This is a genomic window from Sphingorhabdus sp. Alg231-15 (assembly GCF_900149705.1).
Lineage (GTDB): Bacteria > Pseudomonadota > Alphaproteobacteria > Sphingomonadales > Sphingomonadaceae > Parasphingorhabdus.
The window spans coordinates 613,026-636,320 of sequence record NZ_LT703001.1; the positions used below are offsets into that span (position 1 = coordinate 613,026).

Sequence of the window (23,295 nt, forward strand, 5' to 3'; positions counted from 1 at the left end):
ATATGAAAACAGCCGGTTTTCCTTTTGAGGAGAACCGGCTGCCTGAATTTGTTATGAAGCTTTCTTTACTTTGCTTCAGCGCCTTTGGCTGGCTGGTTCACGCGGCGTTCCGCAATACGGGCCCGTTTACCTGTGCGGCCGCGCAGATAGTAAAGTTTCGCACGACGAACGACACCGCGGCGGACCACTGTGATCGATTCGATATTCGGTGAGTAAAGCGGGAACACACGCTCAACGCCTTCGCCGAAAGAAATCTTTCTGACGGTGAAGCTGGAGCCCATGCCGCGGCTGGTCCGTGCAATGCACACACCTTCAAAATTCTGGGTACGAACGCGCTCGCCTTCAACGACGCGAACACCAATGCGCAGCGTGTCGCCAGCGCGAAATTCCGGTATTTCTTTAGAGGCTGCAAATGCTTCTACAGCTTCTTTCTCAAGTGTTTGGATCAGGTTCATGACCGATCTTCCTTTTTCTGTCCTCGCGCACCAGAGGGCGACTGATCCGGAGCATCCCTGTGATGCTCCCATAAATCGGGCCGCCTTAGCCGTGTATCTTCCTCTGCTTTTCGTTTCCGCCAAGCAGCTATTTTCGCATGATCCCCCGATCGCAAGACTTCAGGGATGATACGCCCTTCCCATTTCTGAGGCCGGGTAAACTGCGGATATTCCAAAAGTCCGGTTTCGAAACTTTCATCATCTCCGCTAGAAGACGCGCCCATTACCCCGGGAAGCAGGCGAATGCAAGCGTCTAAAAGCACTAAAGCACCCATTTCTCCGCCAGAGAGGATATAATCCCCGATCGAGACCTCTTCAATCGGCCGCGCGTCGAAAATCCGCTCGTCAAATCCCTCGAAACGGCCGCAGAGAATGGTGACGCCGGGACCCGAAGCAATTTCCCGCACACGCGCCTGTTTCAGCGGCTTTCCGCGTGGAGTCATCGCAAGTACGGGTGCATCCGGTTGCTGTTCCAGTGCGTGATCAACCGCCGACGCCATGACGTCAGCGCGCAATACCATGCCAGCGCCGCCGCCCGCTGGTGTGTCATCAACAGATTTGTGCTTGTCGGTAGCGAAGTCGCGCATCTGGATGGGATTGCACGACCATTTGCCCTCTTCCAGCGCCCTGCCCGCTAGCGAAGTGCCAAGCGGCCCAGGGAACATTTCCGGGTAAAGGGTCAGGATTTGAGCGGCAAATGCCATCACTTTCCCCGTTTCTGCATTTTTTTGGACATAAGCGCTCCGAGGATAAAACCAACGGGAACCAAAATAAGACCCAAGCCAACTAACAGACTACTCTCCATGTCGGTATGAAAGCTGGTTTCCCGGAACGTGATAATAGCAGCAATCACTGTTGCTATCATGACCACATTCAAACCGCCTGATAAGAGCCACTGGCTTCGGCCCGATTTGGTGGAGAAGAAGCGCTGAACGAGAGAAGCCGTGAAAATCGACAATATGAAAAGCAGCGCTAAGGCAATGATCAATTCCATTTGCTGGCCTCCAGTTCCTGAACCGTCAGCCTAGTGCTCGGTATCTCGAAAGCAAAGAAGTGGACATTGTCGGTCATTTGTCTTGCCGCGTCTTCCGAATCTCAAGGATCACAAAAGTCATAATCGAGATCATAAGCGCCATCGCAGCGTATATAATAACCGTCTGCAGAGGGTTTTCATCACCGGCACGATCTTCGGAAAAGGCGATCAATGCCATGCCAGGCGTCAGAATAAGCTGTCCTGCAAGTATCGTACTGGCCATGCGCACGAACTGATCGCGTTTTTGACTAAGTTTCCAACCGGCTATAGCTGGCAAGGCCGCAACCAAGACGACGATTGCGATAAAGACAATCGGCCCGGTCACACTTCCACAAAGTCCGACAGGACAATCGCCGGATCGCTTCGCATATCAATCGCACCAACGGGCACCATGAATTTCTTGCCGCTGGCGCGTTCGATTTCGATGACGTCGCCAGCGCCAAATTCATAGATGGCGAAGATTTTTCCTAGTTCTTCGCCATTGTCGGAGACACAGCGTAGGCCGATAATGTCGATATGGTAGAATTCGTCGTCGTCAAGCGCAGGCAGTGACGAACGGGGAACCGATAGTTCCGTGCCGCGCGCAGCCTCTGCTGCGTTGCGGTCTGTAATTTCAGTAAATCGTGCAATCGCACCCATTTTATGGGGTTTGACGGATTTCAGCGTCAAGGCACCACCATTATAGGCTTTGTGCTGCTTGAGACTGTCTAGAGCCTCGCAAAAAAGTTTGAGCCGGACCTCGCCCGTCACCCCGTGCGCGCCGATAATGACGGCGAGAGGGACGGACGTGTCCGGATCAACTTCGGCCAAGGATTAACCCTCGGACTTTTCTTCGGTAGCTTCTTCAGCCTTAGCTTCCTCTGCAGGAGCCTCTTCAGCAGGTGCTTCTTCGGCTTTCGCTTCTTCAGCAGGGGCTTCAGCAGCTGCTTCTTCTGCCGCTGGGGCCTCTTCTGCAGGCGTTTCTGCTGCAGCTTCTTCTGCTGGCGCTTCTTCAGCAGGTGCGGCTGCGGCTTCTTTGGCAGCTTCTTCTGCAGCGGCCGCTTTTTCAGCTTTCTCTTCAGCGCGCTCGGTTGCTTTTTCGCCCGGCTTCGCTTTGTTCGGGTTGTTCCGCGCTTCGCGCTTCATCAATCCAGCGGCATCAAGGAAACGCGAGACGCGATCGGAAGGCTGGGCACCAACGCTCAACCAATGTTTCGCGCGATCAACGTCCAGAACAACACGCTTTTCGTCATCTTTGGCGAGGAGCGGGTTGTAGCTGCCGATACGTTCGATAAACTTGCCGTCCCGTGGCGCGCGGATGTCCGCAATCACGATTTTGTAATAAGGACGTTTCTTGGAGCCACCACGGGCCATTCTCATTGCTACTGACATAATAAACCTTTCTAAAACAATCTAATAAATGGTATTTCTAAAACTATTTATTCTTATTCAATAAATTCGCGAGATCAGGGGGCAATCCACCGGGAGACATATCCGGCAAGCCGGGCATGCCAGACATGCCGCCATTTTGACCGCCCATGCCAGCACCAGCTGCACCGCCACCACCGCCAAACATCGACATCAGGCCCTTCATGCCGCCCATTTTCTTGATCTTTTTCATTGCCTTGGACATTTCCTGATGCATTTTCAGGAGCTTGTTCACATCCTGCACTGTTGTGCCGGAACCCTTGGCCACGCGTACTTTGCGTTTAGCGTTGAGCAAGCCCGGACGGATGCGTTCTTGCTTGGTCATCGACCCGATAATCGCATCCATGCGCACCAGAACCTTGTCATCCATTGCTCCGCCCGCCATCGCTGCCTTGGCTTTCTTCATGCCCGGCATCATTGAAGCCAGCGCACCCAAACCACCCATTTTGGTCATCTGACGGAGCTGTGAACGTAAGTCATTCAGGTCAAACTGACCCTTGGCCATTTTCTCGGCCAGCGCTTCGGATTCTTCTTTGTCGACCGTCGCAGCGGCTTTTTCCACCAAACTGACAACATCGCCCATGCCCAATATGCGCCCAGCAACGCGTTCTGGATGAAATTCCTCCAGCGCGTCAATTTTCTCGCCAACACCGACAAATTTAATCGGCTTGCCGGTAACCGCCCGCATCGAAAGCGCAGCACCACCGCGGGCATCACCATCCATCCGGGTGAGGATCACACCACTGAGATCAACCTGCTCTGAGAAGTTGGATGCCACATTAACTGCATCCTGACCGGTCAGCGCATCGACAACCAGCAAGGTTTCTTGTGGTTTGGAGACATCGGCAACCGCCTTCATCTCGTCCATCAACTGCTGGTCAACGTGCAAGCGACCCGCGGTATCGAGCATTAAAACGTCGAAACCCTGTAATTTTGCCGCCTGCAATGCGCGCTTGGCAATCTCAACCGGCTGCTGGCCTTCAACAATTGGTAGCGTTGCCGCACTAATCTGCTCGCCCAGTACCGCCAATTGTTCCTGTGCCGCTGGACGATTGACGTCGAGCGAGGCCATCATGACCTTCTTATTCTCTTTGTCTTTCAAACGTTTGGCGATCTTGGCCGTGGTTGTCGTTTTACCGGAGCCCTGCAAACCGACCATCATGATGATTGCCGGCGGTGTAACAGCCAGGCTAAGGCCGCTGACTTCAGCACCCAGCATATCTGTCAGACCATCATTGACGATTTTTACGACTTGCTGGCCCGGCGTGATCGACTTGAGAACCGATTGGCCAACAGCCTGTTCGGTAACCTTTTCAACGAAATTCTTTACGACGGGCAGCGCAACATCGGCTTCAAGCAATGCAATCCGCACTTCGCGCATCGCTGCGCGGACGTCTTCCTCTTTCAGTGCACCGCGGCCACGCAGCTTGTCAAAGACGCCGCCAAGCCGGTCGCTTAACTTGTCAAACATGGCGTCTTCCTTTCTCTCAAACCGGCTGAAAACAGCCCTAAAACAAACCCAAAACCGGGCAACGCAAAAAACGCCGGTGGGCGAAACCTCGCTGACCGACGTGTGAGTTTTTTAACTCGAAACTGAAACCGCAACACAATTTGTGTCGCTATTTGCGATGCCCCTAGTCGATCTGGCTCGCTCCTGCAACCCCACACTTTCCTTAATATAAGCAGTCTTAACCAGAAATTGAGGATTATTCTGGCAATAAGCACGCTGAAATATTGTGGGAAATCCGTCATGGGGCAAAATATGTCGGCTATTAAGAATGTGAAGTCCGTTAACAAGCATGCGATCTCGGCGCGGCGCGATGTCGTGACCAGTGTCATCGTCATCTTCGCAATCCTGATGTTCGTCGGCACAGGCGGGACCGTCATCAACGAAGCGATTGACTCGCTCTCTGGATATGGCGGCGGTAGCGACAAGATGCTGGTTTCAGCATTCCTCCTCAATATCGCGCTTATTCTGTTCGGCTGGCGACGTTATCGTGATCTTGCTGCAGAGGTGACTGAACGCGCGGCAGCGGAAGAACGTGCGCATTCTCTCGCCGTTACCGATCCCTTGACTGGATTTCTCAATCGCCGGACACTGACCGAAAAAACCACGGACATGATTGCCACAGCGCAGCGCAAAAACAAGAGTACAGCCTTTTTGATGCTCGATCTGGATAATTTCAAGACTGTTAATGATGTGCATGGCCATAGCGCCGGTGACATTGTCCTGAAAGAAGTTGCTTCACGGATCGCAGAGGTTATTCCCCCGAATAATCTGTTGGCAAGGCTGGGCGGTGATGAATTTGCGTGCGCCTTTATTTTCGATCCGGATCAGCCGGAAATGGTTGATAGAATTGCCGATGATCTGATTGACAGTATCGCCATGCCCATTGTCGAAAATAGCAATCACCTCGTGGTGACGACGTCTATCGGGATGTCGCGCTTTGACTTTGAATCGGAGGGCGTCGATGTTCTGATGCGCCGCGCCGATATCGCGATGTACAGTGCCAAGAAACAGGGACGCAATCGTTTCTGCTGGTTTGATGTGTCGATGGAACAGGAACTGCAAACGCGTAACACGATTGAATCGGGTATGCGCAAGGGCATTCCGAATGATGAATTCGTGCCTTATTATGAACAGCAGATCGACCTGGCGACCGGCAAGTTGACCGGATTTGAGATGCTTGCGCGTTGGGATTCACCAACCCAGGGGCTTGTTTCTCCAGAAATATTCATCCCGATTGCCGAAGAAACCGGCATGATCGGCGATCTCTCCATGAGCGTCATGCGTCAGGCCTTTGAAGATGCCAAGCATTGGGATTCTAGCCTGACAATTTCAGTGAACATTTCACCGGTACAGCTGCTAGACCCATGGCTTGCGCAGAAAATCGTCAAGCTGCTGGTTGAGACCGGTTTTCCACCAAATCGGCTTGAGATCGAAATTACCGAAAGCTCGTTGTTTGAGAATCTCAGCCTCGCGCAATCGATTGTTGGCAGTCTCAAAAACCAGGGAATCCGCATTGCGCTGGATGACTTTGGTACCGGGTATAGTTCACTCGCCCACTTGCGCGCCCTGCCCTTTGATCGGATCAAAATTGACCGCAGTTTCGTGACCTCCATCCTCGAAAACCCGGAAAGCGCAGCCATCGTCAAGGCCATTACTGGCCTTGGTGAAAGCCTTGGCATGCCGATTACGGCCGAAGGTATCGAAGATAAGGCCATTGAAAATGAATTACGCAATCTCGGCTGTTCCAAGGGACAAGGCTGGCATTACGGTCGTCCGCTATCGACGGAACAGGCGCGCAAAGTGCTTGGGGAGCGCAATTTGCTGCCCGCGCAGCCCGCCGGTGTGGCCAAGGACGAGGACGCGGTCGAAGCCCCTGTCGCTCAACCACAGCTTAAAGCAGGATAATTACGCTTTGGGCAGGTCAATCGCCTAATTCTATTGCTGGACTTGCCGCCCTGTCATCCCTAAATCGCCCAACATGACTATCGGGCGATTTCACAAGATGCATGGATTGGGCAATGACTTTGTCATTATCGATGCGCGTGCGTCTGATCTGTCAGACAATTTGACCATGCCACCGGCCAAGGCGACCGCGATCGCCAATCGGCATAGCGGCATTGGTTGCGATCAACTCATCATTCTCAAGTCTTCCGACAAGGCTGATGTGCGCATGCAAATCTATAATGCCGATGGCGGAGAAGTCGAAGCCTGTGGCAATGCAACACGATGCGTTGTGAAGTTGCTAGGCGACGGGACATCGATTGAGACCAGTGGCGGCATGATATCGGGAAATGTCACCGATGAAGGTGCGATTGTCGATATGGGCGAGCCAAATTTTAACTGGAATGCCATCCCCCTCGCCTATGCGATGGATACGATTCATATGCCGGTAGGTTGGGAAGACTTGCAGGACCCGTCTGCGGTTAATGTCGGTAATCCACATGTCATATTCTTTGTCGAAAATAGCGAGACAGTGGAACTGGATCGGCTGGGCCCGATGATTGAGGTCGACCCCCTGTTTCCGGAACGGGTGAATGTCAATGTTGCCCATATAAAAGCTGGCGATATCCATCTGCGTGTCTGGGAGCGCGGCGTTGGTCTGACCCGCGCTTGCGGGACCGGCGCTTGTGCAACAGCGGTGGCAGCTATCAAGCGCGGGCTGGTCGAAAGTCCGGTCAACGTACATCTGCCTGGCGGTACATTGGTCCTGTCTTGGCAAGATGGTGGTCCGATCATGATGCAAGGCCCGACAAGCTATGTCTTTACTGGCGAAGCAAACTGGAACGATTTCGGATGAGCGGCCCTGACATTATCGGCATGGGATGCCGCCTCAATATTGCTGAAAGCGAAGCGATACGGCAAAGCCTTGCTGCATCCAAAGTGAATGCCGACCAGCTGATCATCGTCAATAGTTGCGCGGTTACCAATGAAGCCGTGCGGCAAACCCGCCAAGCAATACGGCGTGCAAAGCGTGATAATCCGGACAAAAAGGTCGTCGTCACCGGTTGTGCGGCCCAGATTGATCCGGCGATGTTTGATGCCATGCCCGAAACATCCGGTGTGGTAGGCAATTTCGACAAATATGATGCGGATAATTTCAAATTCGGCCTAGATACCAACAAACCGGATATCCGGGTCTCTGACATTATGCAGGTCAAGGAAACCGCGCCTCATATGGTCAGTGCCTTTGCCGAACGATCCCGCGCCTTTGTCGAAGTACAGAATGGCTGCGACCATCGCTGCACTTTTTGTATCATTCCTTACGGCCGCGGCAACAGCCGTTCTGTTCCCGCTGGCCAGGTTGTTGAGCAGGTTCAGGCACTTGTCGACAAAGGTTTTAACGAGGTTGTTCTGACCGGCGTTGACGTGACCAGCTACGGTCCCGACCTGCCGGGCAATCCAAGTCTCGGCCAACTGGTTGAACGGGTTTTGAAACATGTTCCAGGTCTCAAACGGTTGCGGCTGTCATCCGTCGATGGTGTTGAGATTGACGAGCGGCTGTTTGATATTCTTACTGGTGAGAAACGGATGATGCCACATGTGCATCTATCGCTACAGTCGGGCGACAATATGATCCTCAAGCGGATGAAACGCCGCCACAGCCGGGAACAGGCGATTGAACTGGTCGCCCGTTTGAAGGACAAGCGTCCTGAAATCGCGATTGGTGCAGATATTATAGCCGGCTTTCCGACAGAAACTGACCCGATGTTTACCAATAGTCTGGATATTATCGACCAGTGCGATGTCATTCACGGTCACATATTTCCTTACTCACCACGCCAAGGCACGCCAGCAGCAAAGATGCCACAAGTGGACGGCACCGTGATCAAACAGCGCGCCAAAGCATTGCGACAAAAAGTGGCTGAGAAGGCGCAGGCTTGGCGTGACAATCTTGTTGGCTCTCGACAACATGTCTTATGTGAGCTCAACGGCAAGGCCGGCTATGCCGAGAATTTTGCCCATATCAGTTTTGAGGAAACCATGCCAGAAGGCCAGATCATCCCCGTGGAAGTCATTGCGTCGGATGGCCGGAACCTGATCGGAAGAAAAATCATATGAGTGAAAAACCGGGGTGGAAGGATCGCCTGTTCGGCGGTTTCAGCAAGACATCGGGCCGCCTGACTGAGAATTTGACCGGGCTAGTTACCAAGGCCAAGCTTGATGACGCGACACTGGATGAAATCGAAGACGCTTTGATCATCTCTGATCTAGGGCCCGCGACTGCGGCCTCAATCCGAGAAAAACTCTCCAATGAGCGGTTTGAAAAAGGCCTCAGCGAGCATGCGGTTCGTGAAATAATCCAGTCTGAAATTGCCGAGATATTGGAACCGGTGGCGGTACCTCTCGAGATTGATGCCTTTCCCCGCCCACAAGTAATTTTGGTTATTGGTGTCAATGGCTCAGGCAAGACCACGACCATCGCCAAGCTGGCCCATCTGTTTTTGGAGCAGGATTATGGCGTGATGCTGGCCGCTGGCGATACTTTTCGCGCCGCAGCCATCGGACAGCTGAAAGTCTGGGCCGAACGGCTTGGCGTTCCGATTATCAGCGGTAAAGAAGGCGGCGACAGTGCCAGCATCGTCTATGAAGGCGTCAAGCAGGCGACTGCGACCGGCATTGACGTGTTGATTGTCGATACAGCCGGACGCCTCCAAAACCGCACTGAGTTGATGGATGAACTAGACAAGATCCGCCGGGTGTTGGGACGTCTCAATCCCGAAGCCCCGCATGATGTTGTGCTGGTTCTGGATGCAACTACAGGACAAAATGCCTTGTCCCAGATTGAAGTGTTCAAGGAAGTGGCGAAAGTCACCGGTCTGATCATGACCAAACTGGATGGCACTGCACGCGGCGGCGTTCTGGTTGCGGCGGCAAAGCAATTTGAAATGCCGATCCATGCGATTGGTGTTGGAGAAACAATGGAAGATTTGCGTCCCTTTGACGCCAATGATCTGGCGGCAGCAATAGCAGGAATTGAAGAATGAGTGATGACGTCATCAACGTAGAGCCGAAAAAGGAAAATAAGGGCTTGGGCTTCGCGCTTGATTTCGCGCCGTTGCTGATATTTTTTCTGGCTTACAAATTTTTTGGTATCATCGCGGGGACGGCGGCTTTCATGGTTGCCATCCTGATCGCGGTTATCATTTCAAAGTGGAAGATCGGCAAAATATCGCCGATGCTTTGGCTGTCAGCGGTTCTTGTGGTCGGTTTTGGTGCGCTGACTATCTACTTTAATGACCCGCGTTTCATCCAGATCAAACCGACAATCATCTACACCGGCTTTGCGGTTATATTGGGTGTCGGGCTGCTCCGGGGGAAAGCAATGCTCAAATATCTTCTGCAAGCCGCATATGAGGGACTTTCGGACGAAGGTTGGCTGAAACTGTCGCGCAACTGGGCGGTCTTCTTTGTCGGTATGGCGCTGCTCAATGAGGCTATGCGATTGACCCTTAGCTTTGATCTGTGGCTCACCCTGAAAGTATGGGGCATCACGATATTGTCGTTTATCTTTGCCATTGCCAACGTCCCGATGCTGATGCGGCACGGACTTGATCTCGGGCAAGATGAGGAAGCCGAGGAAGCAGCGTCCAAATAAAAACCGCGCCCCATTTGTGGAGCGCGGTTCGTGTTGGTCAATTGTGAAAAGCCCTAGCCTTGGTCGGCGCGGCTTACTCCTTCACCATCGAGATTCTGAGCAACAAAGTCCCAGTCGATTGCATTGTCGAGCAAAGCCGACACATAATCAGGGCGGGCATTCTGGTAATCGAGATAATAGGCATGCTCCCACACATCGATGGTAAGAAGCGGCTTCATATCGTGAGCAACTGGACTATCCGCGTCATGCAGCGAGGTAATTTCCAGTTTGTCGCCGTTCAGCACCAGCCATGCCCAACCGCTGGCAAAGTGCCCGACCGCTTCGGCTTTGAATTTCTCTTTAAACTCTTCAACTGAACCAAAGTCTGCCTCAATACGGCTTTTCAGTTCTGCTGGCATATCTTTCTTCTCAGGGCTCAGGCACAACCAGTAGAAGCTATGGTTCCATACCTGCGCGGCATTGTTGAACAATCCGCCATCAGCAGCCTTGATGATCTCTGATAATTTCTTACCTGCATGATCAGTACCTTCGATCGCGCCATTGGTTTTTGTGACATAAGCATTGTGGTGTTTGCCGTGATGATAGTTGAACGTTGCTTCCGAGATCAGATCTCCAAAAGCGGTTTTGGCATAAGGAAGCGGGGGAAGTTCAAAGGACATTGAGAATTTTCTCCATAGTTAGAATGACTTTCAGACAGCGCATATGGTAAAAAACGGCTCCGTGAGCAACTGTCCATTAGAGCATATGCGCAAGTAACAGCGTTTTTCCGTGACATAAATGGCTTGAAGGCATAATATTGCGCTATTGTTAAAGGCCAATCTTGGGGGAGAATGTAATGGCGAAGTTATTTGGTAATCTGAATCTGGTGATGGTGGTGGGTTTGATCCTCGCCATATTGATAATTGTCGGCATAGGTCCACTGGGCGACCAGGTTAATGGGCTGTTCCGTTGGCTGCACACATTTTTCGGCGTACTCTGGATCGGCTTGCTCTATTATTTCAACTTCGTCCAGGTTCCGCAAATGCCTAATATTCCTGACGAAGCCAAACCGGCAGTGTCCAAACACATCGCACCGAGCGCCCTCTTCTACTTCCGCTGGGCGGCGTTGTTCACAGTCATAACCGGATTGGTTGTCGCCCATCTGACTGGTTATCTGCAGCAGGCTCTGATGATGCAGGAAGGCTATCTGTTGATCGGTATTGGCATGTGGATGGCACTGATCATGGCCTTCAATGTCTGGGTTCTGATCTGGCCAAACCAGAAAAAGGTTTTGGGTATTGTGGAAGCGGATGCGGATGCAAAGGCGTCTGCGGCCAAAATCGCATTGATCGCTTCACGCACAAATACGTTGCTGTCCTTGCCGATGCTCTATTGCATGGTGAACGCCAATCTCGGCGGTTAGTTCGATCATAAATAGTTACGGAAAGAGGGCTTTACGGCCCTCTTTTTTTATCTGTTCAAGAGCAATCGGGCGGCGCTTCTAGGCTATTTTAGCCGCCTTGCCAGCTTGTGAGCGGGACCAAAGCCGATAAACGCTGCACCAATGAAAGGCATCGCCACCACCCATAGTCGCACACCGGTAACGCCAAGCGGGCTGGCAATGCTAATTGCAGCCGTTGCTGCAAGGCCGGCGCAAACCAGCAGCAGGCCAATGATCAAGCGCCAGTGAGGCAGATCTGCTCTCTCGCCCTGCCCGCCTGTGCCGGCTTGTTCATATTTTGCAAATATCATGATCAGCGGGAGCAACGCGGCTATATAGAGTGCAAACCAAATTGGTCGTGCCAACCACCATGCTCCGCTGCCCGGTGCCACTTCCAGACCGACGCCGCCGAGTAACCAGGCCGCAACCATCACCAATACAAACGCCGTCAAATGCCAGAGGTAAGTCGTCATGATCATGCCGTTCAGCAAGACAACGCCGGTCCAAATTTTGATATTGTCGAGCATCCGCCGGCCCATTGGTTCCAAGGCGAGAACCAGTCCGGTCTGCGCGATGCCAAGCGCCAACAAGGCAATGGTTGGCGGCATACTGTTACTGACCGGTTCACCCGGTACGCCGATCATGGCCACGGGATATGGGCCAAAGCCGACCAGCAGGCCGAGCGCTATCAAGCCGCCTATGCCCCACATAAGGGCCTTGGCCGGCTTGGCAAAATATCCTTCGCTCCATGCATATCCCAATTGGTGCACCGCCAACCAGATAAAGGCAAAGTTCACAAAATTCACATAGGGCATATTCAGCGCAAAGGTCACCGTATCAATAGCTATCGCACCCGCGACCAGGCCCCAGAATGATGCCATCCCAAAGCGCCTCCACAGGGCATAGGTATAAGGCACAACCGCCCCTACCATCAGATAAACCGCGAGAAACCAAACCGGGATCAAAGCCAGTTGTGCAGCGAGTTCAACGATCTTGCGATCCACGCCCATAGCCGTGCCGAAAAGGGCAAATATTGTCCAGATCAGGAAAAGCGGCAGCACCGGGTTGATCAATCGACGCAGACGCCCCGTAAACCATCCTGCATAAGAGCCGTTGTTGCGCAAATTGGCGGACCAGGACAACCCATGGGAAAAACCACCGACAAGGAAAAATACCGGCATGACCTGAAAGCCCCAGGTCAACCATTGCGTCCAGGGCAATATACCCAGCAGATGCCCACCCTGTACCACGCCATCTTCAATATAGGGTGCAGCAACCAGCCAGTGACCGATCACGACTGCGAGGATTGAAAAGGCCCTCAGAAAGTCGACATAGCGATTGCGTTCAGGTGGAGCCTTGAGAGCCATATCCTTTGCGCGGGTCCATAGATTCCGTTTAGTTGCCGTCTCACCGCGCTCACTCATATGCCCTCATACCCCTTAATTTCGCATAACTTAGATAAGATTTGTGGCATTCCGTTCAAGAGAACCACTAACGGCACCCTATGCGTTTAGTGCTAATAATTTCTAGCCCAGCAAATCGTGACGTTTGAGCGAATGGCGTAGCTGGTCGTAGGTTAAATTGAGGGATTTTGCGGTCTGTCGCTGGTTATAGCGGGACTTGGCCAAGGCGGCCTCTAATATGCGTTTCTCGAAAGCTTCAACAGCTTCTTTCATATCATCGACGGATGAATAAACCGGTGCTGCAGGAGCAGGAGCAGATAGTTGGGCGGGCTCCGCATCACTTTTCTCGGGTGCAACACTGGCTTCAACTGGCTCAGATTGCCGCGAGGGCATTTCTTTCGGCTTCCATGGCGACGCAAATGGATCGAAAACGATATGGTCAACAGGACGGTTATAGTCACCCCATTGATAAACAGCTCTTTCAATTACGTTGCGGAGTTCGCGAACATTGCCCGGCCATTCATGACGGGCCAGGGCTTCCGACGCCAACTGACCGAAACCAGGCCATTGCTCCCATTCCAGCTCTGCGGCCATGCGACGTCCAAAATAATCCGCCAGGACAGGAACATCGCCCTCACGATATCGTAGCGGTGGAAGCGTAACGACCTCGAAAGACAAGCGATCGAGCAAATCCGCTCGAAAACTCCCTTCCTCAGCCATCTTGGGTAAATCGGCATTGGTTGCCGCGACAATCCGAACATCAACCCGCTGTGGTCGTGAGGACCCTATTCGGGTAATCTCACCATATTCTACTGCGCGAAGCAATCGCTCCTGTGCAGCGGAAGACAGGGTTCCCAGTTCGTCGAGGAACAATGTGCCACCATCCGCCTCCTCAAAACGCCCCACTCTGTTCTTGGTCGCACCGGTAAAGGCACCAGCTTCATGGCCGAATAATTCCGCCTCGATCAACGTTTCGGGCATGGCTGCACAGTTTAATGTAACCAGCGGACCATCCCAGCGCATACTCAGGCGGTGAAGCCGTTCGGCGATCAGCTCTTTACCTGTGCCGCGCTCCCCGATAACAAGGACGGGACGGTCCAAAGCAGCCGCGCGGCTGGCTTTTTCCACCGCATCTAGAAATGCTCCGGACTCTCCGATAAATTGGTTTTCGCGCTCCATGACCAACATATAGTGCATTTTCCCAATAAATAGCAATTAATACCATGTTCATTTTGGTAAAATTTTATAATATCTTTGTTTTTCAATGCTTTATAAAACTGGCACGCCTCCTGCAATGTTAGTTACGAACCCGAGAGGGACTGTAAATCGACCAAACGGAGGACAAAATGTCAGCAACTACGAAAACAGGCAAATCAATGAATTTGAGCAGAACCGACGTTTCTGCCGTCATTTCGGTCTTGTTGTTCAGCCTGACGATTTTGATCAGCGCCGTTGGCCCTGCTGAAGCGCAAGGCCCGACCATCTCAGAAGATGGTACAATTTCCCCAACTGTCAGCTATAAAGCGTGACAGGCGAAATGGCCGGGACCCCTTCATTCCCCCTTGCCGAAGTTCGGTCCCGGCCACCTTTCCAGATTGAAGACGTAGATTTTACTGAAGACCAGCCTGAACGTTCGAACCATTCCAGGCACAATGCTAGCAACTACCGGAGTTTAACCATGGGTATTTTTTCAAGAACACGCGATATCATCGCTGCCAATGTCACAGACATGCTCGATAAGGCGGAGGATCCATCCAAGCTGATCCGTATGATCATCCTGGAAATGGAAGAAACCCTTGTTGAAGTCCGCGCTTCTGCTGCCCGCACCATTGCGGATCAAAAGGAAATGCGTCGGCATATTGATAAGCTGAACCAGCTCACCGAGGACTGGAATGAAAAAGCACAACTGGCACTGTCCAAAGGCCGTGAAGATCTCGCCAAGGCGGCATTGATCGAAAAACGCAAGGCCGCTGATATGGCAGAACAGCTTACGGTAGAGATACAGGTGTTAGACGATGCCTTGCGCGCTTCGGAAGGCGACATCGCCAAGCTGCAAAAGAAACTGCAGGAAGCGCGCTCTCGCCAGAGCAGCCTGGTTAACCGGCTCGAAAGTGCGGAAAACCGCTACAAAATCCGCGAAATGTATAATGGCGACAAAGTTCATGATGCATTTTCGAAATTTGAATATCTTGAACGTCAGGTGGACCAGGCCGAAGGCCGAGCCGATGCGCTAACAATGGGCGGTGAACCGGAGACGTTGGAAAACCAGATTGCCGCGCTCGAAAGCAGCGACAAAGTTGATGATGAACTGGAAGCCATGAAGGCTGCCATGAAGAAAGGTGACAAATAATGGAAGCCATACTCGTACCGATATTTGTTGTAGGCATGCTGTTTATCGGCCTGCCCTGGATCATCTTCCATTATGTAACCAAATGGAAGACGGCCGCGACAATTACCAATGAAGACGAGCAGTTGCTGGATGAACTACACAGCATGGCTCGCAAATTGGATGACCGCATGGAAACGATCGAACGGATCATGGCGGCGGACAATCCGGAATGGCGTCAAGCCGCGCTTCCCGGTGCTAGCAACGATCCTAAACCGACACTCGAAAACTTCGACAATCTTTTGAAAAAAGAGAGGCGTTAATCATGACTTCAACCCGCACGAAATTCTATCTTGATAAGCAACAGGCCAAATGGAGTGGTGTTTGCGCCGGAATATCAGACTATACAGGCATCAACGTCGTATGGGTCAGACTGGCAGCCGTTATAGCAACCGTAACCTTCGCCTTTCCCTGGACCCTGGTCGCCTATTGGATTGCTGCAAAATCCGCTGATGCAAAACCAATGGAACTATATGGCGACAAAGAGGAACGGGAATTCTGGCAGGGCGTCCGTCAGTCACCACGCCGCACGGCACGTGATGTCAAATCCCGCTTTCGCGAGATAGATCGCCGCCTCGCCGACATGGAACTATATTACACCAGTAGCAACAGCGCGCTCTCCAACGAGATTGAGCAGCTGCGCTAGAACATACGAGAGATTTAAGGGAGATTAGTTATGAATTGGGGTGGACCGGGATTTGTTATCGCGATCATCGCCGTCTGTTATGCGGGCTGGATCATAAATAACTGGATCAGAGCCAAGCATGGCTATCCGCTCGAAGATGAATGGGGTGGAACAACCGACAAAGGCAATCCAGACTCTCAACGCAAAATTGAATTGCTTTCCAATGAGAATGAAGAATTGGTCGGCAAGATTGATCGACTGCAAGAACGCCTCGCCGTATTGGAGCGGATCGCGACCGATCCTGCCAAGCGAACAGCGGATGAAATCGAAGCTTTAAGGGAGAAAGGTTGATGGAACCGGATAAAGCAGCCTTCATTCTCGAAATACTGCCCTACGCTGCCGTAATTACGGGTATCGCAGTTACCGGTTGGGTAGTGACGACCTGGATGCGCATTAAGAACGGATATCCGCTGGAAGGCAGTTGGGGCAATGCGCTCCATCCTAATACAGACCGGGAAGCGGTTGAGCGGGTCAAATTGTTGACCAACGAAAACGCCGAACTGCGTGCTGAAGTTGGATCGATGAAAGACCGTCTTGCGAATGTCGAGCGCATCGTCACCGATGACAGCCACCGGCTGACAAACGAAATCGAAGCCCTGCGCGCGCCGAAGAATTGAGGAGATCAACATGATTGAATATATTGCCATATTGATCCCCTTTGCCGGCATTGGCGTGGGTGTATTCGCGATCTGGACCAGTCATCAGCAGAAGATATTGAAGATGCAGTCCAAGATTTCTGCCGAAAAGGCCGCTCAATATGCGGTCAGTAATAATCAACTGGAGCAGCGGGTTCGCGTTCTGGAACGGATTGTCACGGACAAAGGCTTTGATGTCGCCGGACAAATTGAAAGCCTGCGCGATGAGCCAGAAGTAAAGGAACTGAACTGATGGACTGGCTTGGTTATTTAATTCCTCTTGCCCCGTTCGGCCTTGGCGGCCTGTGGATATGGACTCGTCACCAAAGCAAGATGGTTGACAAGCAGAAAGAGCTCCTGCTGCTCGGCAAAAATGTGCCGGAAAGTGAAGACGGCCGGAGGATGAATGAAGACATGAAATATCTGAAAGAGCGCGTAGCCACATTGGAGAAAATAGTAACCGATGAACGCGGCGCGCGGGAACTTGAAAGTGAAATTGCGAAGCTGAAAGACAGTTGAGCCGGATTTAATTGGAGGGAATAGAATAAATGAACCCGTTTGAAATGGTTGTCGCCATCATCATCGTCATCACGGTTGGAAAAGTGGTCAGCACCCGCATTCAGGCCAAGCATGGCATTGCATCAGACGAAGAAGGCAACCCTGTAACAATGGTCGACCCCGACGCCGGACGACTGCGCGAAGAAGTCAAATATCTCAAGGAGCGCGTTGCCGTTCTGGAGAAAATCGCCACCGATGATCGCGGCGCTCGCGAACTCGAAAATGAAATTGAGAAATTGCGGGACCAATAAGACGGTTCCTCAAGGAAGCAGGAAGAGAAGAAGGATAGCATCATGCCAGAACCCAGTTTTTACCTGATGACTGCTGCATTTACCCTGATCGGATTAACGGCGGTTTCCCTTATCGCCTTGCGAGGATGGCGCGACTGGATTGCGCTCAAAACCAAGGAGTTGGAGCAGCAACGCGAAGAAAATCCCCCTAGCGCAACATCGCGAATTGAGGTCGCAGACCTCAAGGAACGCATCCGCAAGCTGGAAGCCATTGCTGCCGGAGTGGAGCTTTAACAACCAGCCCCTAAAAAGGGATGACGCGAATCCCCTGCCCTGCTAGCGGGCGAGGATGAGCAAATTTGACGATCTTGTAGAAGAATATGAATTTCTGGAAGCTGATGACCGATACCGGCTTCTGATTGATCTGGGCAAAGAGCTGGAACCCATGCCGGATGCCCTCAAAACCGACGCAACACTGGTACGCGGATGCTCCGCTTCGGTCTGGGTCTATCCGACAAACCAGGATGATGGGCGACTGCACTTTCTGGCAGACAGCAATGCCGCGATTACCAAGGGCATTATCGCATTGGTCCTCGAAACCGTTCAGGATCAACCGATTGATGCCGTTTTGAAAACGGATATTGCCGAAAAACTGGCACCGTTTGATTTGAAAAACCAGCTCAGTTCCAATCGCACCCAGGGTATTCCGAACATGATCGCACTAATCAATGAAACAGCAGAGCGATATCAGGCATGATTTGGGCCGCTCTGCTTCACATTACTACGCCTGATGCTCAAGATGTGGAAGCCGTCGAACCCGGTTATGAGCATGATTGTTCCGGACAGCCCATGCAGAATTACGAGTTGCGCCTTACCGCTTCTGACATCAGTTCTGCCGCGGTCGGCTTTGGTTCCTATAGTAACGAGCCGGTGCTCAATATCGTTTTCTCAGAAACCGGCTATGATAAATTTGCCTCCGTCCAAAAAGGCCGCCTCGGCAAAAGATTTGCTCTCTGCTTCGAAGGCCGTTTGTTGAGCGTACCAATATTGAATGAATATATTTATGGGCGCGCAGCCCAGATATCTGGCGCATTTACGATCGAAGAAGCTACAGATTTACAAATTCAAATGAACAAAAATAAGGGAGCAGCGGAGGACCCTTAAACCGGTTTCCAAACGCGCCGCTCTTCGGCAATTTTCAACACATCAAAAGCCGCTTGCGCTGCCTGAAACTTTTTCGCTGCCTCTTCATCGCCCGGGTTAACATCGGGATGATATTCCTTGGCCATAGCCCGCCAGGCCTTTTTCACAGCTTCAAAATCCACATCAGGCGTCAGATCAAATATTTCCAGTGCGGTCATCTCGTCGCGCGAGCGGCTGCCATCGCCGGATCCCATCCAGCTGTAATGTTTTGCTTCCTGATAGGCATTGGCATCGCGCTGCTCATCCGCTTCACGCTTCGCGCGCTCTTCCTTGTCGAGGCCTTCGAAATAATCCCAGCCACGATTATATTCCGCCGCGTGTTTTTCACAGAAATACCAGCGATCAGGACTATTGGGTGATTTGGGCGCAGGGCAATTGCCTGCTTCGTTACAACCATGCCGGTCACAAATCTTCACCTGCTCAGCTTCACGCGAGCTTTCATAGCTGCCCCAGCGGGGAAAACCCCAGTTATCAGATCGTTTTGCTTTTGGCATATGCGACTTTTAGCAAGGCTACGGGATCACTGCCAGCGGTAATTTTTTGATGTCCGCTTTGGGCGCAAAAGCGGACATTGAATTTCAACCCAAACGAGGTAGTTTGGGTTTGGATTGCTCGAGTCCTTGCTGAACGGATATGGCATTCCACCACCGAAATAGTTGAGGATAAGATTGGAGCAATTTTGCGCCTTCGGGAGCCATCTGAAAGTAGGATATCATAGGTCCCAAATGAATATCCGACAGAGAAAGCAAGCCCGTTTTGAGAAGCCCTTGATCTGAGACCAAGTCGTTTAGTGCGGAGAGAACCTTTGGAGCTGCATTCAAACCCGCCTCTAACTCTGACTGATCAACCCCTGATCCCAATGCCTTGTTCAAATAGCCTTGACTGGAAACGCGCCTGACCAAAGGCCAATACGCATAGTTATCAACAACGCTGATAATTTGATCAGATCGAGCGCGCTCTTGCGTATCCACGGGTTGGAGCTGCGGTCCAGAAAATGCAGAATCTATGAAACGCGTAATAGCACTCGTCTCGTAAACACGAAATCCATTGTGAACCAGAAGCGGAACCTTCCCAAATGGATGAGCGGGATGGCCTGTCTCGGAAAAAGGATTAACCTCGACAGCACTGTATTCCGCTCCCTTTTCAAAAAGCGCAAAGCGAACAATCCAAGTGTATACGCTGTAGCTAAAACCGTGCAGTTCCGTTTCCATATCAGCTGACACTACAGATAATTCTGATCCCTGCAACTTGAGTAATAGCAACGGAAGTCCGCACTTCTGGTCCGCTCATCACCCATTGTCGCCGCTCAACGTCGCCAAAGCTAATGTCCGCTTTCGGGATAAAGCGGTCATTAGTTTCAAGCAGGTTTTACTGCTTCAAAACTAATACCAACGTTCAATTTCCATCAAAATGGCGTTTAGGCCGAGAATACCAGAGGGTCTGTAAGCCGGGTTCTGTCCATCCTCTTTCAAGGAATAGCCAGTCATTCATCTCGACGGTGCATTGCTGCGCCGCTCTAGCAACCAACCCGGGCTGCAGGCCGAAATAGCCATATGCCGCCCCTATTTGGTTTTGCTCCAGGTGGGGTTTACCGTGCCAGATCTGTTGCCAGATCCGCGGTGCGCTCTTACCGCACCCTTTCAACGTCACGCTGCCGAAGCATTAGGCCAAAGCCGGCGCGACCTACTTTCTGTTGCACTGTCCCTGAACAGGCGATCTCTCCCCTGCCCGCCGGACGTTATCCGGCACCTTTAAATCGTGGAGCCCGGACTTTCCTCCCACCTTCGCCAAGGCTTCGGCGGGCGAGCCCGTAATGCAAATAATTGCGGAGCCTGCCTGCCATAGCTTTAGCGAAGGCAGGCGACTGGCCGACCCTCTGGTGCGCTCTATTTAGTGATTCCACGCTCTCTGTCGAGCATTAAAGACAATAGCAATGTTCGGCATTCGCCATCAATGACACCATCGACATTTTTCGGACGAAAACGGCGCTGGAAAGCGCGCACTGCATCTTCTGCAGCTGTAATATCATAACCAAATCGTTCCAGGGCCAGCATGAAACCGCCATCGGTCCAAGGTGGCTCACCCCGATTTAAGGATGGTTTTTTCAGCGCAATACCGTGCCTTGCTAACCTGTCCCAATCAAACAGCTCTCCTGGGTCCAGCTTACGTGCCGGCGCGAGATCGCTATGACCGATGACATTGGAAGGCACAATGTCGTGCCGTTTGACAATATCATGCGCGAGCCGCGTTACCGAGTCCATCTGCTCTTCCGGAAACGGCACATAGCCCCATTCATGGCCCGGATTGACGATCTCAATGCCAATGCTGGCGCTATTCACATCTTCAATCCCGCGCCAATAGCCGCGTCCGGCGTGCCATGCACGATTATCTTCCTTGACCATATTCACGATCTGACCGTCCTCGGTCACGACATAGTGGGCCGAAACCTTTGCATCAGGATTAGCAAGCCAGTTTATCGCCGAGGCGGCGTCCTTCATGCCGGTATAGTGCATGACCAATATGCTGATCGGCAACTTGCGCACATCAAAATTGGGAGAAGGCGTCCAGATCATATCCATCATCAATGCCCTTCCTCTATCATGCCCGATCAGGCGACTATCGCGCCTAGCAACAATTCTGTATCAGAAGCTGGCGATACCCGCAGATCCCCACCATTTTCGCAGGACAATTCGCGAGACATCCAGGCAGCGGCCGTACGGGCGCTCAGCTCAGATTGCGGCAAAGTGCCTTCAAGTGCTGCACGAATACCGTCATCCAACGCAATTTTTGCGCCTTCAGCGCGAACAACCACTTCGATCCCATTGTCACCATGCTCAGCACCGACATCCAATTGCCCGCCGCGAACCAAAGCTTCACGGGCAATAAGAGCAAGGTTCAAAAGAATCTTGATCGCCTTTTTCGGTAGTGTGGCGCTTTGAACGGCCCAACCCAGCGTGATTTTACCTTGATCACCGACCAGACTTTCGACCAGTTGTTTCGCTTCCCCAGGATCAACTTCATCACCAAAACCGCCTGCAGCTCCAAAGGCCAGTCGGAAATATTTTAGTTTGTCCGCTGATGCTCTCGCGCTATCGGCAAGCAGATCAAGGCAGCGATCCCGCATTTCCGGGTCCGTTTCATCTTCCAGCAACTCAAGACCGTTATTTATGGCGCCGACTGGGCTCAGCAGGTCATGACATAATTTCGAACAAAGCAATGCTGCAAGATCGACACCGGATTGAGACATGAAAATGAACCTTTAATTTGTGAAATATCAATTGTCCGCTGTTTGGCCCTTTGTGCTTTGGCAATCAAGGGTGATTGGATCAAAGCGGCTATATATTTGACCATTTTCAACGGACTGCCAGGCTGCCGCGTCATGACCATTGATGATCAGCCATATCCGGCCATCGGGCGCAGCCATGGCAGCATCGGTTTTTGATGGCACGACCTCCCCGGACGGGTGGGAATGAAAATAGCCGATGATTTCAGGGCCATGATCGCGCATCGCCCGTTCGGCCGCGATCAGATCAACAGGATCTATTTCAAAATGGTGCAGTCGATTTCCGGCTACATTTTTCGTGGTCTTCGCGCTCAAAACTGTCCCATTATTGCCAAATAACAGCCCACAAGCTTCCTCCGGAGCCATTTCACGGGCAAGTTGCTGCAAATCGTTCAATATCGCGCTTGATATGGCCAGTTTCATAGCCCACATCTAGGCGATGACAGCGGGGCAATCCATAAAATCCGGCATCGTGCCTGAAACCGACAAGAAACAGCGGCTTGATGCCGCCTTGGCGGGCTTTCTCGATGACCTTTCCCGCGAGCGGATCAAAAATCTGATCACTGGCGGCAATTTGTTGATAGACGGAACGACCTGCACCGATCCTGCCTCAAAAAAATGTGCCGGTAAGACGTTCGCGCTGACTGTGCCAGCCCCAATCGAAGGCCCTGCACAAGCCCAAAATATACCGCTCGACGTGGTTTTTGAGGATGATCACCTGATTGTCGTCAATAAACCGGCAGGTTTGGTTGTTCATCCGGCTGCGGGCCATGCTGACGGGACATTGGTCAACGCCCTGCTCCATCATTGCAAAGGGCAATTGTCTGGCATTGGAGGTGTCACGCGGCCTGGCATCGTCCATCGGATCGATAAGGATACATCCGGATTGATGGTCGCCGCCAAAACCGACAAAGCCCATCAGGGGCTGACCGCTTTATTTGCCGCGCATGATATCGAACGCCGCTATCTCGCTATCTGCAATGGTCGCCCTAATCCGCCATCGGCGACGATTGAGGGCAATATTGGTCGCAGCAATACAGATCGCAAGAAAATGGCTGTCGTCGGTGATGACAAGGGAAAGACAGCAATCACCCATTATACGACCAAGGAACCGCTAAACGGCGCCACTTTGGTGGAATGTATGCTGGAAACCGGGCGGACCCATCAGGTCCGGGTCCATATGTCCCATATCGGGTATAGTCTTATCGGCGATCCGCTATATGGTACTCGTCGAAAATCATTGCTTTCCGGCAGAAAAGATATTCGATTTTGCCGTCAGGCGCTACATGCTGCTATCCTTGGATTTGTTCACCCCATAACGGGAAGAAAATTGTTATTTAACTGTAACTTTCCACCCGATATGCAGGAACTATTCAGTAAGTTGCGTGTATAGATATTAGATACTATATGGAATGAGACCAATGGGTGCTTGATGAGGCCCGGCGGCAAACC

The 23,295-nt window shown here is 52.0% G+C and carries 34 protein-coding genes and 1 other RNA gene; 19 read left to right on the top strand and 16 right to left on the bottom strand.

Translation table 11 applies throughout. The features are described from left to right. Window positions 1-65 precede the first annotated feature (65 nt). From rplS to ffh, 7 genes are all read right to left on the bottom strand, one after another. The gene (rplS, locus tag DG177_RS02840) at window positions 66-455 is read right to left on the bottom strand and encodes a 50S ribosomal protein L19 (RefSeq protein ID WP_108810113.1); all 390 of its coding nucleotides are present in this window, start codon (window positions 453-455) and stop codon (window positions 66-68) included. Continuing rightward, window positions 452-1,198: a tRNA (guanosine(37)-N1)-methyltransferase TrmD gene (gene trmD / locus DG177_RS02845; RefSeq protein WP_108810114.1), complete on the bottom strand. Its 747-nt coding sequence runs from the start codon at window positions 1,196-1,198 to the stop codon at window positions 452-454. The genes rplS and trmD overlap by 4 nt, the downstream gene beginning before the upstream one ends. Next, window positions 1,198-1,488 carry a hypothetical protein gene (locus tag DG177_RS02850; protein WP_108810115.1) on the bottom strand — a complete coding sequence of 97 codons (291 nt, stop codon included), beginning with the start codon at window positions 1,486-1,488 and terminating at the stop codon, window positions 1,198-1,200. The genes trmD and DG177_RS02850 overlap by 1 nt, the downstream gene beginning before the upstream one ends. Window positions 1,489-1,561: 73 nt before the next feature. Further along, the gene (locus DG177_RS02855; protein WP_108810116.1) at window positions 1,562-1,852 is read right to left on the bottom strand and encodes a hypothetical protein; all 291 of its coding nucleotides are present in this window, start codon (window positions 1,850-1,852) and stop codon (window positions 1,562-1,564) included. Next, window positions 1,849-2,337 (bottom strand): ribosome maturation factor RimM, encoded by a 489-nt coding sequence (gene rimM / locus DG177_RS02860; protein ID WP_108810117.1) that lies wholly within the window; start codon window positions 2,335-2,337, stop codon window positions 1,849-1,851. The genes DG177_RS02855 and rimM overlap by 4 nt, the downstream gene beginning before the upstream one ends. Window positions 2,338-2,340: 3 nt before the next feature. Further along, window positions 2,341-2,898 (bottom strand): 30S ribosomal protein S16, encoded by a 558-nt coding sequence (gene rpsP / locus DG177_RS02865; RefSeq protein ID WP_108810118.1) that lies wholly within the window; start codon window positions 2,896-2,898, stop codon window positions 2,341-2,343. Between the two features lie 43 nt (window positions 2,899-2,941). Then, window positions 2,942-4,405: a signal recognition particle protein gene (gene ffh, locus DG177_RS02870; RefSeq protein ID WP_108810119.1), complete on the bottom strand. Its 1,464-nt coding sequence runs from the start codon at window positions 4,403-4,405 to the stop codon at window positions 2,942-2,944. A gap of 291 nt (window positions 4,406-4,696) precedes the next feature. Between ffh and DG177_RS02875 the strand changes: the two genes are divergently transcribed. The 5 genes from DG177_RS02875 to ispZ all read left to right on the top strand — a co-directional run bounded on the left by DG177_RS02875 (window position 4,697) and on the right by ispZ (window position 10,040). Continuing rightward, entirely contained in the window at window positions 4,697-6,349 is a 1,653-nt protein-coding gene (locus DG177_RS02875; protein WP_108812735.1) for an EAL domain-containing protein, read from the top strand. Between the two features lie 73 nt (window positions 6,350-6,422). Further along, complete coding sequence (dapF, locus tag DG177_RS02880) at window positions 6,423-7,241, top strand: diaminopimelate epimerase (protein WP_108810120.1); 819 nt, start codon at window positions 6,423-6,425, stop codon at window positions 7,239-7,241. Beyond that, complete coding sequence (mtaB, locus tag DG177_RS02885; RefSeq protein WP_108810121.1) at window positions 7,238-8,503, top strand: tRNA (N(6)-L-threonylcarbamoyladenosine(37)-C(2))-methylthiotransferase MtaB; 1,266 nt, start codon at window positions 7,238-7,240, stop codon at window positions 8,501-8,503. The genes dapF and mtaB overlap by 4 nt, the downstream gene beginning before the upstream one ends. Continuing rightward, entirely contained in the window at window positions 8,500-9,429 is a 930-nt protein-coding gene (gene ftsY, locus DG177_RS02890; RefSeq protein ID WP_108810122.1) for a signal recognition particle-docking protein FtsY, read from the top strand. Before mtaB ends, ftsY begins: the two co-directional genes overlap by 4 nt. Beyond that, window positions 9,426-10,040: a septation protein IspZ gene (gene ispZ, locus DG177_RS02895; RefSeq protein ID WP_108810123.1), complete on the top strand. Its 615-nt coding sequence runs from the start codon at window positions 9,426-9,428 to the stop codon at window positions 10,038-10,040. Before ftsY ends, ispZ begins: the two co-directional genes overlap by 4 nt. Window positions 10,041-10,093: 53 nt before the next feature. On the opposite strand, the gene DG177_RS02900 is transcribed toward ispZ, so the two are convergent. Further along, on the bottom strand, window positions 10,094-10,699 hold the full coding sequence (locus DG177_RS02900) for a Fe-Mn family superoxide dismutase (RefSeq protein ID WP_108810124.1): 606 nt from the start codon (window positions 10,697-10,699) through the stop codon (window positions 10,094-10,096). A gap of 176 nt (window positions 10,700-10,875) precedes the next feature. Between DG177_RS02900 and DG177_RS02905 the strand changes: the two genes are divergently transcribed. Beyond that, on the top strand, window positions 10,876-11,442 hold the full coding sequence (locus tag DG177_RS02905) for a urate hydroxylase PuuD (protein WP_108810125.1): 567 nt from the start codon (window positions 10,876-10,878) through the stop codon (window positions 11,440-11,442). 83 nt (window positions 11,443-11,525) lie between these two features. Here the strand turns inward: DG177_RS02905 and DG177_RS02910 are convergent, their stop codons facing one another. After that, window positions 11,526-12,884, bottom strand: a complete 1,359-nt coding sequence (locus DG177_RS02910) for an acyltransferase family protein (protein WP_108810126.1) — start codon at window positions 12,882-12,884, stop codon at window positions 11,526-11,528. A gap of 102 nt (window positions 12,885-12,986) precedes the next feature. Next, the gene (gene pspF, locus DG177_RS02915; RefSeq protein ID WP_108812736.1) at window positions 12,987-14,042 is read right to left on the bottom strand and encodes a phage shock protein operon transcriptional activator; all 1,056 of its coding nucleotides are present in this window, start codon (window positions 14,040-14,042) and stop codon (window positions 12,987-12,989) included. 197 nt (window positions 14,043-14,239) lie between these two features. On the opposite strand from pspF, the gene DG177_RS02920 reads away from it, so the two are divergent. From DG177_RS02920 to DG177_RS02975, 12 genes are all read left to right on the top strand, one after another. Further along, a complete protein-coding gene (locus DG177_RS02920; protein ID WP_337658463.1) occupies window positions 14,240-14,392 on the top strand; it encodes a hypothetical protein in 153 nt (50 codons plus the stop codon). A 149-nt stretch (window positions 14,393-14,541) separates the two neighbouring features. Next, entirely contained in the window at window positions 14,542-15,213 is a 672-nt protein-coding gene (pspA, locus tag DG177_RS02925) for a phage shock protein PspA (protein WP_108810128.1), read from the top strand. Continuing rightward, window positions 15,213-15,512: an envelope stress response membrane protein PspB gene (pspB, locus tag DG177_RS02930; RefSeq protein ID WP_108810129.1), complete on the top strand. Its 300-nt coding sequence runs from the start codon at window positions 15,213-15,215 to the stop codon at window positions 15,510-15,512. The genes pspA and pspB overlap by 1 nt, the downstream gene beginning before the upstream one ends. A 2-nt stretch (window positions 15,513-15,514) precedes the next feature. Continuing rightward, complete coding sequence (gene pspC, locus DG177_RS02935) at window positions 15,515-15,895, top strand: envelope stress response membrane protein PspC (protein ID WP_108810130.1); 381 nt, start codon at window positions 15,515-15,517, stop codon at window positions 15,893-15,895. A gap of 30 nt (window positions 15,896-15,925) precedes the next feature. After that, complete coding sequence (locus DG177_RS02940) at window positions 15,926-16,225, top strand: hypothetical protein (protein ID WP_108810131.1); 300 nt, start codon at window positions 15,926-15,928, stop codon at window positions 16,223-16,225. Then, entirely contained in the window at window positions 16,225-16,551 is a 327-nt protein-coding gene (locus tag DG177_RS02945) for a hypothetical protein (protein ID WP_337658464.1), read from the top strand. Before DG177_RS02940 ends, DG177_RS02945 begins: the two co-directional genes overlap by 1 nt. Window positions 16,552-16,561: 10 nt before the next feature. Then, on the top strand, window positions 16,562-16,822 hold the full coding sequence (locus DG177_RS02950; RefSeq protein ID WP_108810132.1) for a hypothetical protein: 261 nt from the start codon (window positions 16,562-16,564) through the stop codon (window positions 16,820-16,822). After that, window positions 16,822-17,088: a hypothetical protein gene (locus DG177_RS02955; RefSeq protein WP_108810133.1), complete on the top strand. Its 267-nt coding sequence runs from the start codon at window positions 16,822-16,824 to the stop codon at window positions 17,086-17,088. The genes DG177_RS02950 and DG177_RS02955 overlap by 1 nt, the downstream gene beginning before the upstream one ends. Window positions 17,089-17,117: 29 nt before the next feature. Continuing rightward, a complete protein-coding gene (locus tag DG177_RS02960; protein WP_108810134.1) occupies window positions 17,118-17,378 on the top strand; it encodes a hypothetical protein in 261 nt (86 codons plus the stop codon). Window positions 17,379-17,420: 42 nt separating this feature from the next. Next, a complete protein-coding gene (locus tag DG177_RS02965) occupies window positions 17,421-17,651 on the top strand; it encodes a hypothetical protein (protein ID WP_108810135.1) in 231 nt (76 codons plus the stop codon). 55 nt (window positions 17,652-17,706) lie between these two features. Continuing rightward, window positions 17,707-18,114, top strand: coding sequence for a SufE family protein (locus tag DG177_RS02970; protein ID WP_108810136.1), 408 nt, complete (start codon window positions 17,707-17,709; stop codon window positions 18,112-18,114). Continuing rightward, window positions 18,111-18,521 (top strand): SecDF P1 head subdomain-containing protein, encoded by a 411-nt coding sequence (locus DG177_RS02975; protein ID WP_108810137.1) that lies wholly within the window; start codon window positions 18,111-18,113, stop codon window positions 18,519-18,521. Before DG177_RS02970 ends, DG177_RS02975 begins: the two co-directional genes overlap by 4 nt. Here the strand turns inward: DG177_RS02975 and DG177_RS02980 are convergent. The 6 genes from DG177_RS02980 to DG177_RS03005 all read right to left on the bottom strand — a co-directional run bounded on the left by DG177_RS02980 (window position 18,518) and on the right by DG177_RS03005 (window position 22,266). Further along, the gene (locus DG177_RS02980; RefSeq protein WP_108810138.1) at window positions 18,518-19,054 is read right to left on the bottom strand and encodes a DnaJ domain-containing protein; all 537 of its coding nucleotides are present in this window, start codon (window positions 19,052-19,054) and stop codon (window positions 18,518-18,520) included. The genes DG177_RS02975 and DG177_RS02980 overlap by 4 nt on opposite strands. An 84-nt stretch (window positions 19,055-19,138) precedes the next feature. Continuing rightward, window positions 19,139-19,771, bottom strand: coding sequence for a glutathione S-transferase N-terminal domain-containing protein (locus DG177_RS02985; protein WP_108810139.1), 633 nt, complete (start codon window positions 19,769-19,771; stop codon window positions 19,139-19,141). Between the two features lie 216 nt (window positions 19,772-19,987). Continuing rightward, window positions 19,988-20,440: RNase P RNA component class A (gene rnpB / locus DG177_RS02990), an RNA gene on the bottom strand. Between the two features lie 6 nt (window positions 20,441-20,446). After that, the gene (locus tag DG177_RS02995) at window positions 20,447-21,133 is read right to left on the bottom strand and encodes an N-acetylmuramoyl-L-alanine amidase (RefSeq protein WP_443216429.1); all 687 of its coding nucleotides are present in this window, start codon (window positions 21,131-21,133) and stop codon (window positions 20,447-20,449) included. Window positions 21,134-21,168: 35 nt separating this feature from the next. Then, a complete protein-coding gene (locus tag DG177_RS03000; protein ID WP_108810141.1) occupies window positions 21,169-21,807 on the bottom strand; it encodes a histidine phosphotransferase family protein in 639 nt (212 codons plus the stop codon). A 27-nt stretch (window positions 21,808-21,834) separates the two neighbouring features. After that, window positions 21,835-22,266 carry a Mov34/MPN/PAD-1 family protein gene (locus DG177_RS03005; protein ID WP_108810142.1) on the bottom strand — a complete coding sequence of 144 codons (432 nt, stop codon included), beginning with the start codon at window positions 22,264-22,266 and terminating at the stop codon, window positions 21,835-21,837. Between the two features lie 16 nt (window positions 22,267-22,282). Here DG177_RS03005 and DG177_RS03010 point away from each other — a divergent pair, with 16 nt between their 5' ends. Continuing rightward, the gene (locus DG177_RS03010) at window positions 22,283-23,236 is read left to right on the top strand and encodes an RluA family pseudouridine synthase (RefSeq protein WP_108810143.1); all 954 of its coding nucleotides are present in this window, start codon (window positions 22,283-22,285) and stop codon (window positions 23,234-23,236) included. Window positions 23,237-23,295: the final 59 nt, after the last annotated feature.